Origin of the sequence: Streptomyces sp. NPDC085524 (assembly GCF_044541755.1) — a bacterium.
Taxonomy (GTDB): Bacteria; Actinomycetota; Actinomycetes; order Streptomycetales; family Streptomycetaceae; genus Streptomyces.
In genome coordinates this window covers 195,087-205,666 of record NZ_JBITTH010000007.1, presented here as the reverse complement: position 1 = coordinate 205,666, position 10,580 = coordinate 195,087, and the positions used below count along the sequence as shown (strand labels likewise).

Below are 10,580 nucleotides of genomic sequence, written 5' to 3'. Positions count from 1 at the left end.
GGGCGGATCGGGCAACCGGTCAGCGGATCTCGCGGGCGAGGGGTTCGAGGGCTTGGGCTTCACGCTCGTCGCGGCTGATCTGCCAGTTGAGCTTCCATGCCTTCGGGTGGGACAGCTTCTCGATCCCGTAGTTGTTGCGTAGCCCCTTGATGGCGATCTCGCGGGCTCCGGGGCGGCCGTACTGGGCCACATGCACCAGCTCGTGGACGACGGTCTCGTCGAGCGTCCGCTGATCGGATCCCATAGACCCGGCGTTGATGACGACGAGCACCCCCTCCGGGCTGAGGGTGGTGATGCCGAGGTAGTCGCAGCGTTCGCTCCTGAGCGGCAGCGTGTTTACACCGAGGGTCTGCTGCTGGGACCGGATCACGACCTCGGGACAGTGCTTCTGTGCCGCAATCACGATCCGGGTCGGCACCATCCGCTCCCGCATCCGCTGCCGCACGAGGAACGCAGCCTGGTCGGCGATCTGCTGCACACGCTCCAGGAGCGGGGCGTACCGGCGGGCTAACTGGTAGCCGGAGACGTCCATCAGGCGGCCTCCTGCCCGTTCAGGCTGAGCGCCTCAAGCTGCTCGACGAGGCCAGAACCGTTGTGGTGGTCGTAGTCGGCGGCCACGGCCAGGAGGCGGGCCTGGCCGAGCGAGTCGTCGGTGCGGAGCGCGGTCAGGTACTGGGTGATGAGGCGGGTCTCGAGCATGACGGTGGTCCTTCCTGTGGTCAGGCGGGGTTGTGGGCCTTGGCGTAGTCCTCAAGGTCGAGGAACAGCGAGGTGATGCGACTGGCGGTCATCTGCGCCTCGTGCAGCTGGCTGCGCAGGTGGGGGTTCTGGATGGCGGCGATCAGCTGCTGGGTGCTGGTCTGCAGGCCGCTGAGCTCGCCGAGCAGCCGGGCGGTGAGCTCCACCCACCCCGCGGCGGAGGACTGGGCGGTGTCGGGTTCGGGCATGACGCGCTCCTCGTGGTCAGGCGGTGGGGCGGGGGATGGCGCGGCACTTCGCGGCGTGGGTCTGGGCCTTTGTGCGGGTGGTGGCCTCGGGCCAGGTGGGGGAAGTGCGGTGGCATCCGGTGCACTGGTACCGGGTGTTGAGGCCGGAGCCTGTGACGTCGACGGTGGCGCTGGCGACGGTCAGGTACTGGGCGATGACGCTTGCGGGCATGGCTGTGCTCCTCGGTTGGTCGTGCCGGGAGGGATGGGGTCTAGCGGGCCTTGGCGGCCTTCTCGCAGGCGACGGCTTCGCGACGGCAGTCACGGGCCATTGCCTCGTTGCCGGCGGCCTCGCAGTCGGCGGCGGTCTCGCGCCACTCCTGGGCCTTGGCGTACAGCTCGCGGGCGGATGCAGGCATGACGGTGCTCCTGACGGTTGTGCCGGGAGGGTGGGTCTAGCGGCGGTGGGTGTGCTGCTGGCCGGAACCGAGGGCGCCGAGCTGGTCGACGTAGTGGTTGCCCTTCGGGTCCTGCCGCTCGGCCTGCGCGGCCTGGAAGTCACGGGCGCAGGCGGCGGGCGTGGCCGGCGCGTCGATGATGCTGTGGCCCGACTGGGCGGAGGCGGACATCAGGCGGCGAGCGCGGCGAGGCGGAACAGGTCGACGAGCTGGCCGCGGGTGGTGCCCGCGGTGATCGGGCCGACCGCGGCGAGCGCGGCGAGGATGTTCTGCTCGGCGGCCAGCTCGGCGTCGCGCAGGGCCGACCGGGCGGCGGTGGCTCGCAGGCTCGTCACGGCGGCGTACCGGGAGGAGTCCCGGTGAGCGGCGCTGCTCTGGTTGCGGCGACCGTAGTAGTCGGCCGTGAGCCCGGATCCGTACTCGGACCGTTCGGCGGTGGCGACCTGCTCGCGGAGGCCGGCGAGGTCGGCGCGGACCGTCATGGTGAGGATGCCGCGGGGGAAGCCGGCGCTGACGGTGGCGGTGGCGCCGAGGTGCGGGTTCGCCTCGATGCGGTCGGCGGCCGAGAGCAGCAGCTCGGCAACGGAAGAACGGGATACAGTGATCGTGGCCATCAGGGGTCCTCTCAAAGATCCTGGTGGTGGGGCTGGTCTGCGATGTAGGAGTCGCGGGCCAGCCCGTTTTCAGTTCTGCGGGTGATCGCTCGCGGCCAAGGCCGGTAGGAGTGAGCGACCATTCCAAGCGCCGCTTGGAACCGCTGAGTAAGACAGTAGGCCGCCGTCGATCCCGCGTCAAGCAACTGCTTGAAGTGGTCGGAATTCGCCCCTACTCTCAGGTCATGACCGAAGCCCTCGACACCGCGACCGCGTCCCTGATCAGTGCACTCACCGACATCAGCGACGCCGTTGAGCGGTACGAGGCGGCCAAGGATCTCGAAGCCCGCCTCGACCGAGAGATCAAGCAGGTCAAGGCCGAGATCGCCAAGTCCCTGTACGACGGGCGCTCGTGGGCTGCAGTGGGCAAGCTGCTTGGCGTGACCGGGTCGCGGGCCGAGCAGATCTCCCGCGCTACGAGATAGGCGTCTGGTCTCCATGCTTTGAGTCAACTCGGCCAGGGTGTGACCGGCGAGCGGCTGCCGTATAGCTGCCGTACAGGAGACGATCAGTGGCTGTACAGGTCGCAGGACACGCGACGCCGGGAGGCGCGATTGTGGACGTCATCACCTGGACCGGCGAGCTGGCCTGCCACCTGCAGGCCGCGCACCGGATGGGACGCGAGGAGTTCGCCGGACGCCTCGGCGTACATCCGCAGACCGTCGCCGGCTGGCACGCCCGCCCGGGGACCGTGCCGCGGCCTGACATGCAGGCCGCCCTCGACACCCTCTACGAGAAGGCCAAGCCACCTGTGCGTTTACGCTTCGCTCGCCTCGCTCAGCCGCCGGAGGCTACGGCCGCCCAGGCTCTGCGTGTCGCCATTGCCGTGGTCTTGCGCGGGGCCGAGGTGCTGCTCGTTCAGCGCCGTGACGGTGACGGTCTGCAGTGGCAGTTCCCAGCGGGGGTCGTGAAGCCGGGCGCCGAGCCGGCGGCCGTCGCTGTGAAGGAGACCCGCGCGGAGACTGGCGTGCACTGCACGGTCCGCCAGCCGCTCGGCTCCCGCCTGCACCCGGCCACTGGCGTGCAAGCCGAGTACGTGCTCTGCGATCACCTGATGGGCGAGGCGGCCAACCTGGATCCGGCCGAGAACGCTGAGGCCGCCTTCGTACCGATCACCAGCCTGACCCGCTTCATTCCTGCCGATCGGATCTTCCGCCCGGTCCTCGACGCTCTGGGAGTTGCTGCATGACCGAGACCACCGTCAAGCCGCCCGTCTCCACGGCGATCATCGTCCACGAGGGACGTGTCCTCATGGCCCGCCGCCGGGAGCGTGAGGGCAAGCTGCTGTGGGCGTTCCCCGGCGGAGGCATCGAAGCCGGCGAGACCCCGGAGGAGGCGGCCGTCCGCGAGGTCGCCGAGGAAGTCGGGCTTGAGGTCGCAGTGCAGCAGGTGCTGGGCGACCGCGTGCACCCGCAGTCCGGCGTGCACATGACCTACGTCGCCTGCACTGTGATCAGCGGTGAGGCGAGCGTCGTGGACGAGGAGGAGCTGGCTGAGGTGCTGTGGCTCGAGCACGGCCAGATCCCGGAGTACGTGCCGTGGGGGCTGTTCGACAAGGTTCAGGCGTACCTCGACGAAGCGCTCGCTGCCTGACCCCGGACGCACGACAGCCCCCGACCTCGGGTTGAGGTCGGGGGCTTCGTCATGCCGCGCTCGCGTCCGCCTGCTCGGGCTGGAGGAGTTGGGCCCTGGTGTGGGGCTGGTCGCAGCGGGGGCAGTCCGCGCCGCCCTTGTCGAAGAGGCCGAACTTGAAGTGGTGGCCGCATGCCTGGCAGGTGGCAGGCGCCTTGACCGGCTCACGTCCACCGTCGACGAGCGCGCCGCACGTCCGGTAGATGCCGTCGATCTCGCTCGCGAATTCATCCAGGGCGGGGTGCCGGTCGACGGCGCGCGGGAGGTTGAGGCGGAGGGTTGCGACGGCCTGGTCGATGCGGTGCTGCAGCCTGCCGCCGGTTCCGCGGGTGGCAAGCCCGTAGCTGGCCCAGTCTTCGACCCACGCTTCGAGGGTTCCGATGATGCCACCGCTGGCTGTGAGGTCGAGGATCTGCAGGTTGGCAGGGATGGAGGGGCTGCTGCTGCCGGATACGGATTCGCCCGGGGCCCGGCGGCCGGGTTCCATGCGGAGGCAGAGGCGGGCGTACAGGCCGCGGGGGCCGGCTATCGCGGCGAGCCGGTCGCCGATGCGGCGTTCGCAGGGCTTGCAGGCGTGGCGGCCGGCCTCGTCTTCCCAGAGTTCGCGGGCGCAGATCGGGCAGTTCGGGGACTCGTTCACGGCGTTCTCCTGTGCGGGTGGCGCGGGCGGGTCTCAGGCGGTGGGGCGCGGCTTCCAGTTCGGTCCGCGGAGGGCTGCGGGTACGTCGGAGGTGGGAGTGATCGGGCGGAGGAGCTCGTCGAGGGATCGTCCGAACGTGTCCCAGGCCGGCCGTTCATCGGGTTCCGGCCTGGGCCTTTCGGGCCGGTCGAGCTGGGCCCGAGCCTCGTCTGTGAGCCCGTAGCCTTCGGCGAGCGCGAGGAGCGTCTCGCAGTCGTTGCAGTGGTCGACGAGATAGCCCATGTCGTCGTGGCCGCAGCCGGCGCAGGCGTAGGGCTCGCAGAAGCCGCCGGCGTAGCTGTGGATGTCGAGGATCTTCCGGTCGGCGGCGCAACGGCGGAGCACGGCGGAGGCCGCGACGAGGAGGCCTACGGCGTAGCCCTGCCCGGCGTCCGTGCGGACCTCGATGGGCGCGTACTCGCCGATCTCTCCCTCGACGATCGCTGTGGCCGGCGGGCAGGCGTGGGCGCGTGCTTCGACCTCGTCGATCTGCTGGCTGATCCAGTCGTGCAGGTCAGGCATCGGGGGTCTCCTTCGGCGGCTCGAGGGCGGTGACCGTCCGACAGGGGTGGTCAACCGGCGGGCTGTCGGTGCTGGTGTGGCCGTCGTATGCGGAGCATTCGGCGCAGATGATCCGGCCGCCGTAGTGGGCGGGCCGGTGCAGCTTCCGGATCCGGTCGCGGGTGTCGTCGAGGATGGTCTGGATGCGGATCGCGCGGCGGTCGGCGATCTCGAGGACGGCGTCGACGACGTCGGCTTGCCCGGCGGGCGGGAGCCACCACTGGCCGACGCGGATGGTGTCGTGGGCGGCCTCGAGGGCTTGCTGCCGCAGGGTGGGCTCACGGCGGCGGATCTTGCGGCGGGGTACGTCGCTGGAGGCCAGTCGCTCCCGGAGGTGGGCGGCGGCCTGCTGCGACATGGGCGCGTTGATCGCCCGGTCGTAGGCGTTGGCCCCGGCCCGCTCTTCGATCGCCTCGTGGGCCGCGTCGGGCTGCGGGCATTCGAGGCGACGACAGGTCACGTAGCCACCGTCGGCGAGCATGAGGGACTCGCCGTTGCAGGCAGGGCAGCGGCCCGCGACATCGGGGAGAGCGGCGATGGATGGGGTGGTCACAGGAACCTCCGGTCTGGGCTTAGGTCGTGGATGGGTTTGTCGAGGTACACCCACAGCCGTCGACCTCCGGCTGCTCGGCCGTCACCGGTGCAGGCGAGTGCGTTGAGGTAGGCGGTGAGGAGGGGTTCGAGGCCGTCACTGTCGGCGCAGGGCTCGGTGGCCCAGTCGTCCGGCCACAGCGGCGGCTGCTCGACGGTCACTCGCCCGCCCTCCGCAGCGCGTCCGCCACGGTGTAGCCGTTCACGGTCACCAGCGGCGCAGCCTCCTTCGCGAGCTTGAGCGCGGTGTCGAGGTCGAAGCGGTGCTCGGCAAGCCACTCGTCCGCACGCTCGGACGGGATTGACTCGTAAGACCAAGCCCCGTCGGCGCCAAGGCAGGCCCCAAGCCGGACGACCGCCCATAGGTCGCGGCCTCTGTACTCGACGGCGATGTTGAAGTGGGCGCCCTCGCGGCTGTCGGGCGGGAAGCAGGAGACGACGTATCGGGTCGGCTTGATGGTCGGCTCGGGGATGGCGTTCATCGGCTCTCCTAGGCGGCGTTGGTGCGGTTGTTGGGGTGCGTCGCGGGGCTGTGCGCCTCGCTGGCGTTCGCAACGCCAGACGGCCCGGAGTCCGCCGGAGCGCTGCGAGGCCGGGAGACGGGCGCACAGCGGGCTTCCTGGACCCGTTGCGCCTTCCGGTCGGGGACGTCAGCGAGGCTGATACGGCGTGAGCGGATCGCGAGAACCACCGTGTGTGTCCTGTCCCGGCCGCCGAGTTCGGCTTTGAGCCGACGCCAGACCCAGGTGACCTTGCCGAGACTCACACCGGTCCGGTCGGCGATCTCCTGATCGGTGGCGCCGTTCGCGGCATGGCGAAGCAACTGGCGCTCGAAGTCGGCAGTCGGGTCCGGACGGCCACGGCGGCGGGCCTTGTACCGGGCCACGGCCTCACGTCGGCACTGCTGGCATCGGGGGGTGGGATCGGTGGGCGACCGGTAGGTGTTGGCTGCCGTCAGCGGGTGGCCGTTCCTGCACGCCGCCATCGGGGTCTCCGTTCGTGAGAAGGTGGGTACCGGCCCGCTCCCTGCTTGCTTCAGGGAGCGGGCCGTCTGCGTCACGGGGTGGGCTGAGTGAGGGTCATGACCCAGGTCGGCAGGTCGTCGTCGCCGATCTGACCGGCGCAGGCGAGGGTGATGCCGTGGGCCTGGAGCCAGAGTTCGAGCTGGGGCCAGACGGCGGGGTGGACCAGCAGCTGCCGTACCTGGCTGGCTTCGGGCTGGTCGGTCATGGGGTTCCTCCGGTGGTCTCGGGCGGGTGTCGTCTCGGCAGGTCAGGCGGTGGGGCGGGCCGGTTCCCAGTGGCGGGGCAGATCGCGGGTCTTGATCAGGCCGGGGCTGCCGGTCTCGAGGAAGCGCGTCCACTCAGTGCCGACTTCGCGGAGCGTGATGGTGCGGTGTGGCTGGGACCGGTTCTGCCATGTCTGGCCGGCAGCGGGCTGGTCGGTCATCGGTTTGCCTTTCGGGTGCGGAGGTCGGCGAGGAGTTCGGCGCGGTGGCGTGCGGCGACGGCGGGGCTGGTGTAGCGGGCCGCGTGGACGATCACGCCGTCTGCTGGGTGAGTGCGATGCGAGCGGCGTGGCTGTCGACGACCTGGCCGTCCAGGCGGCAGGGGGTGCCGGAAGGGACCTGGCAGGTGGGGCAGGCGTTGGTCATGTCGGAGGCGCTGATGGTCATCAGGACGATCGGCCCGTCGCCGACTCCGGCCGGCGCACAGCACAGGCACCACTCGCAGTCGCAGGAGTGCTCGGCGTAGTCGGTGGCGAGTTCGGCGAAGTGGTCGGCGGCGGCGCCCTCGAGGAGCGGGCCGTTCCAGCGGTTGTCCGCGCGCTCGGCAGCGATCTGAGCGCGGATGCCGCCGATCATTCGCTCGAGGCGCCGGACGCTTTCCTCGACGATGTCGGGGTGCTCCTTGAGGTAGCCGCGGATCTGGGTGTCGGCCCAGTGGGTGATTGCGTCGGAGGCGGCGGCGCTCAGTTCGAACATCTTGTTGTCGATGTCGCGGATGGTCATCAGTCGGCCTTTCGGGTCTGAGGTCGGGTTGTCATGCGGCTGCGGGCGGTGCGGCGGGCCCGGTGATACGGGTGAAGACGAAGGCTGTGTCTCCGGACTGGTGGCCGTGCGCGCCGGCCAGTGGGCCGTGGCAGGCTCGGCAGATGGGGCTGTCGAACCAGGTGACGTGATGGCAGTCGCGGCACGAGGTGAGCCAGGCGCCCCGCTTTCGGGCGGACTCCCATTCGAGGCAGAGGGTGCGGCGCCGGACGAAACCGCGGTCGTCGTGATCTCGGATCGATACCGGCGGTCGGCCGACGATGACGAGCTCACCGCCGGGCCAGCGGCAGGCGCAGCGGAACTGGGGGCAGTCGCAGGCAAGGCTGGCCGCGTACTCGTAGGCCTTCTCAACCCGCGGGACCCCGTCACCCTTGACCTCGAGCCAGGTGCCTATCTCGGGGAGGTGGAAGTCCGGCAGGTACCGGGCCCCTGACGGGAGGGTGACCATCTCCGGCTCGTACTCCCAGGCGACGGCGAGGTTGTCGAGCGAGGCCGCCCAGGACGCTTCGAGGGCGGAGCGGAAGGTGACGCCCCTGTACACGGTGGGCTGGGCTTCGATCCGCAGGCCGCTGTCCGCGGTGTGGTCGCGGCGGGCTTCGGCAGTGGCGATGGAGTCGAAGAACGCGTCGAAGGGGCTGCGGGGTTCGTTGGTGCCGTACTGCATGGGATCTCCTTCAGAGTCGGCCCATGGAGCGGAGGCGGGCGTAGTGCCCTTGGAAGGTGAGGGCGACGGTGCGGCCGGCGGCGCCGTTGCGGTTCTTCGCGACAATGAGGTCGATCTCTCCGGCTCGTTCGCCGGTGTCGGAGCCGTCTTCGGCGAGCGGCCGGTGGAGAAGGACGATTACGTTGCTGTCCTGCTCGATGGCCGATGAGTCCTTGAAGTCGGTGACGACCGGCTGGCGGCCCGCGGCGTTGCGGTTGAACTGGGCGAGCGCGACGACAGGGATCTCGAACTCCATTGCCAGGAGCTTCAGGCCGCGCGAGAGTTCGGCGACTTCGTTGGCGCGGGTGGCATTGGACTTGGTGTTCTCGGGCGTCATGAGCTGGAGGTAGTCGGCGACGACCATGGCGGGCGGGGTTCCTCGGGAGGTCATCCAGCGCATGCGGGCTCGGATCTTGCCGAGGGTGAGGTTCGCGGAGTCGTCGAGGATGAAGTTCGCGGCGTTCTGCATGGCCGGCGCGGCCTTGAAGATCTTGGCCCAGTCGTTGTCGTCGAGCTTGCGGCGGATGAGCCGGTCGAGGGGGACGCCTGCTTCGGCGGCGGTGAGGCGTGCCATGAGTTCGCTGCCGCCCATTTCCATGCTGGCGACGAGGACGGGCTTGCCGCGGGTGAGGGCGACGTGGGCGGCGAGGTTCATGCCGAACAGGGACTTGCCTCCGCCGGTGGCGGCGCCGACGGTGACGAGTTGGCCGGGCTTGAGTTCGATGACGTCGTTGACGTCATGCCAGGGAGTGTCGAGGGCGTTGGGGTCTGCGCCGGCCTCGAGTTCGTCGATGAAGCCCATCCATCGGTCGGCGACGGCCAGGCGGATGTCGGCTGGCGTGGTGCCGGAGGCGGCGGCCTGGAGGTCCCGCATGGCTTCGTCGAGGATCTCGGAGGCGGTGGAGGCGGCGGCGAGGACGCGCTGGGTGGCGCGTCGGGTGGCGGTGAGGACGGTCCGCAGTTGGGCTTGTTCGCGAACGAGTCCGGCGTAGTACTCGCCGTTGGCGGCGGAGGGTACGGCGCGGACGAGTTCGTGGAGGTAGGGCGCTCCGCCGACCTTCGCGAGTTCGCCGGCGGCGAGGAGTTCGGCGGCGACGGTGATGGGGTCGATCTTCGGGTCGCGGCTGGCGCCGTACAGCTCGAGGATGGTGCGGTAGATGGTGCGGTGGCGGACGGGCCAGAAGTCGTCGGGGCTGGCGATGGTGTCGGCGATGGGTTCGATGGTGCTGCGGTCGAGGAGCATGGCGCCGAGGACGGCCATCTCGGCTTCCTCGTTGTGCGGTGCTGCGGTGACGCTCTCGTCGGGGAAGTCGGCTTCCCAGGCGGGCTCGGTCATGCGGCTTGTCCTTTGCTGGCGGGGTGGCAGTCGGGGCAGCGCTGGAGGCTGCGGATACCGCGGTCGTCTTCGATCTCGCGGGTGCGGCTGATCTCGTCGCAGTCGGGGTCCTTGCACCAGTCGGGCAAGGCCGTCGGCCGGCTTGAACGCTGGTGGCTGCCGGGAGTCGGGTCGGGGTACTCGAGCCAGATCGTCAGGAGGAGGCTGGCGAACTTGATCGGGTCTCGGGGGTTCCAGCGACTGACGGCGGTGTCGACGAGGCTGTCGACGCCCCGCTTTCTGATCAGTTCCTGGATGCCCAGCAGCTGGAAGTTGCTGAGTCGCGCCCAGCTGACGCGGATGCCTTTGCTGGCGAGTTTGTCGATCAGTGGCTGGGCCCAGTCCGGCGTCTGCACGCCCTGCTGCGGAACACCCTCGGGCCGTCCTGCCTGCAGGCTTTTAAAAGGCATGGCATGGCTAGGCGTGACACCCTCCATAGCGTCACGCTGTGACAGACCCTCCTGACCTGCGGCGGAACCCTGAAAGTGGGGGTCAGATTGCGCGCCGTTTGAGTCGCGGAGCGTTTCATTCCGCGCGCCGTTTGCGATGCGTTTCGCATCTGCGCCCCTCGCCCGGGACTTCGCCTGACGGTCCGCGGCCCCCTTCCGGGCCGCCTCAACCTGAGCCTTGGTGGAGTTCCTGCCCCCCTCGAAGAAGTCGTGCATCAGGTAGTCGCCGGAGGCCGGCTGAGGGCAGCGCGGGCAGTCGTGCTCGGGGCCGTGCCAGAGTCCTGCCTCGATCAGCTTCTTGACCTGAGCGGGCGTCCCGAACGCCTTCACGATGGACTTCGGGACGCGCCCCTCGAGGAGGTGCTGTGCCGAGTACGCGCCGCACCTCAGCCAGAGACCGAGGGCAGCGTTCCCGGCCCGAATGAACTTCGGGTGGGAATGCGCCGAGTCGTCGATCTTGAACCAGGGCATCGGATGCTTCTCTCTGGCTGGTGCGGGTAAAG

General features: G+C 69.7%; 22 protein-coding genes. 3 read left to right on the top strand and 19 right to left on the bottom strand.

All coding sequences use genetic code 11. The features are described 5' to 3' along the window. Positions 1-19: 19 nt before the first annotated feature. From ACIGFK_RS13190 to ACIGFK_RS13160, 7 genes are read right to left on the bottom strand one after another with little or no spacing between them, the layout of a single operon-like run. Positions 20-532 carry a hypothetical protein gene (locus ACIGFK_RS13190; protein ID WP_400051585.1) on the bottom strand — a complete coding sequence of 171 codons (513 nt, stop codon included), beginning with the start codon at positions 530-532 and terminating at the stop codon, positions 20-22. Then, entirely contained in the window at positions 532-699 is a 168-nt protein-coding gene (locus ACIGFK_RS13185; RefSeq protein ID WP_400051583.1) for a hypothetical protein, read from the bottom strand. The genes ACIGFK_RS13190 and ACIGFK_RS13185 overlap by 1 nt, the downstream gene beginning before the upstream one ends. 20 nt (positions 700-719) lie before the next feature. Beyond that, positions 720-947, bottom strand: a complete 228-nt coding sequence (locus ACIGFK_RS13180; RefSeq protein ID WP_400051581.1) for a hypothetical protein — start codon at positions 945-947, stop codon at positions 720-722. A 16-nt stretch (positions 948-963) separates the two neighbouring features. Beyond that, complete coding sequence (locus tag ACIGFK_RS13175; protein WP_400051579.1) at positions 964-1,158, bottom strand: hypothetical protein; 195 nt, start codon at positions 1,156-1,158, stop codon at positions 964-966. A 40-nt stretch (positions 1,159-1,198) separates the two neighbouring features. Continuing rightward, positions 1,199-1,345: a hypothetical protein gene (locus ACIGFK_RS13170; protein ID WP_400051577.1), complete on the bottom strand. Its 147-nt coding sequence runs from the start codon at positions 1,343-1,345 to the stop codon at positions 1,199-1,201. A gap of 36 nt (positions 1,346-1,381) precedes the next feature. Beyond that, positions 1,382-1,555, bottom strand: coding sequence for a hypothetical protein (locus ACIGFK_RS13165; protein WP_400051575.1), 174 nt, complete (start codon positions 1,553-1,555; stop codon positions 1,382-1,384). Then, positions 1,555-1,998 carry a hypothetical protein gene (locus ACIGFK_RS13160; RefSeq protein ID WP_400051573.1) on the bottom strand — a complete coding sequence of 148 codons (444 nt, stop codon included), beginning with the start codon at positions 1,996-1,998 and terminating at the stop codon, positions 1,555-1,557. The genes ACIGFK_RS13165 and ACIGFK_RS13160 overlap by 1 nt, the downstream gene beginning before the upstream one ends. A gap of 224 nt (positions 1,999-2,222) precedes the next feature. Here ACIGFK_RS13160 and ACIGFK_RS13155 point away from each other — a divergent pair, with 224 nt between their 5' ends. The 3 genes from ACIGFK_RS13155 to ACIGFK_RS13145 all read left to right on the top strand — a co-directional run bounded on the left by ACIGFK_RS13155 (position 2,223) and on the right by ACIGFK_RS13145 (position 3,630). Next, entirely contained in the window at positions 2,223-2,462 is a 240-nt protein-coding gene (locus ACIGFK_RS13155; protein ID WP_400051571.1) for a hypothetical protein, read from the top strand. A 131-nt stretch (positions 2,463-2,593) separates the two neighbouring features. Next, positions 2,594-3,226 (top strand): NUDIX hydrolase, encoded by a 633-nt coding sequence (locus ACIGFK_RS13150; protein WP_400051569.1) that lies wholly within the window; start codon positions 2,594-2,596, stop codon positions 3,224-3,226. Beyond that, positions 3,223-3,630, top strand: coding sequence for an NUDIX hydrolase (locus tag ACIGFK_RS13145; protein WP_400051567.1), 408 nt, complete (start codon positions 3,223-3,225; stop codon positions 3,628-3,630). The genes ACIGFK_RS13150 and ACIGFK_RS13145 overlap by 4 nt, the downstream gene beginning before the upstream one ends. Before the next feature lie 49 nt (positions 3,631-3,679). Here the strand turns inward: ACIGFK_RS13145 and ACIGFK_RS13140 are convergent, their stop codons facing one another. From ACIGFK_RS13140 to ACIGFK_RS13085, 12 genes are all read right to left on the bottom strand, one after another. Then, positions 3,680-4,309 carry a hypothetical protein gene (locus ACIGFK_RS13140; protein ID WP_400051565.1) on the bottom strand — a complete coding sequence of 210 codons (630 nt, stop codon included), beginning with the start codon at positions 4,307-4,309 and terminating at the stop codon, positions 3,680-3,682. Between the two features lie 33 nt (positions 4,310-4,342). Next, on the bottom strand, positions 4,343-4,870 hold the full coding sequence (locus ACIGFK_RS13135; RefSeq protein ID WP_400051564.1) for a hypothetical protein: 528 nt from the start codon (positions 4,868-4,870) through the stop codon (positions 4,343-4,345). Then, entirely contained in the window at positions 4,863-5,462 is a 600-nt protein-coding gene (locus ACIGFK_RS13130) for a hypothetical protein (protein WP_400051561.1), read from the bottom strand. Before ACIGFK_RS13130 ends, ACIGFK_RS13135 begins: the two co-directional genes overlap by 8 nt. Further along, the gene (locus tag ACIGFK_RS13125) at positions 5,459-5,662 is read right to left on the bottom strand and encodes a hypothetical protein (protein ID WP_400051559.1); all 204 of its coding nucleotides are present in this window, start codon (positions 5,660-5,662) and stop codon (positions 5,459-5,461) included. The genes ACIGFK_RS13130 and ACIGFK_RS13125 overlap by 4 nt, the downstream gene beginning before the upstream one ends. Continuing rightward, the gene (locus ACIGFK_RS13120; RefSeq protein WP_400051558.1) at positions 5,659-5,982 is read right to left on the bottom strand and encodes a hypothetical protein; all 324 of its coding nucleotides are present in this window, start codon (positions 5,980-5,982) and stop codon (positions 5,659-5,661) included. Before ACIGFK_RS13120 ends, ACIGFK_RS13125 begins: the two co-directional genes overlap by 4 nt. 8 nt (positions 5,983-5,990) lie before the next feature. Continuing rightward, positions 5,991-6,485, bottom strand: a complete 495-nt coding sequence (locus ACIGFK_RS13115; protein WP_400051556.1) for a hypothetical protein — start codon at positions 6,483-6,485, stop codon at positions 5,991-5,993. Between the two features lie 71 nt (positions 6,486-6,556). Further along, positions 6,557-6,730, bottom strand: coding sequence for a hypothetical protein (locus tag ACIGFK_RS13110; RefSeq protein ID WP_400051554.1), 174 nt, complete (start codon positions 6,728-6,730; stop codon positions 6,557-6,559). Positions 6,731-6,772: 42 nt separating this feature from the next. Continuing rightward, positions 6,773-6,949 (bottom strand): hypothetical protein, encoded by a 177-nt coding sequence (locus ACIGFK_RS13105; RefSeq protein WP_400051552.1) that lies wholly within the window; start codon positions 6,947-6,949, stop codon positions 6,773-6,775. A 91-nt stretch (positions 6,950-7,040) separates the two neighbouring features. Then, positions 7,041-7,511, bottom strand: coding sequence for a hypothetical protein (locus ACIGFK_RS13100; RefSeq protein WP_400051550.1), 471 nt, complete (start codon positions 7,509-7,511; stop codon positions 7,041-7,043). 31 nt (positions 7,512-7,542) lie between these two features. Further along, positions 7,543-8,214, bottom strand: coding sequence for a hypothetical protein (locus tag ACIGFK_RS13095; RefSeq protein WP_400051548.1), 672 nt, complete (start codon positions 8,212-8,214; stop codon positions 7,543-7,545). A 10-nt stretch (positions 8,215-8,224) separates the two neighbouring features. Continuing rightward, positions 8,225-9,589, bottom strand: a complete 1,365-nt coding sequence (locus ACIGFK_RS13090) for a replicative DNA helicase (protein WP_400051546.1) — start codon at positions 9,587-9,589, stop codon at positions 8,225-8,227. Further along, entirely contained in the window at positions 9,586-10,548 is a 963-nt protein-coding gene (locus tag ACIGFK_RS13085; RefSeq protein WP_400051544.1) for a hypothetical protein, read from the bottom strand. Before ACIGFK_RS13085 ends, ACIGFK_RS13090 begins: the two co-directional genes overlap by 4 nt. Between the last annotated feature and the right edge of the window lie 32 nt (positions 10,549-10,580).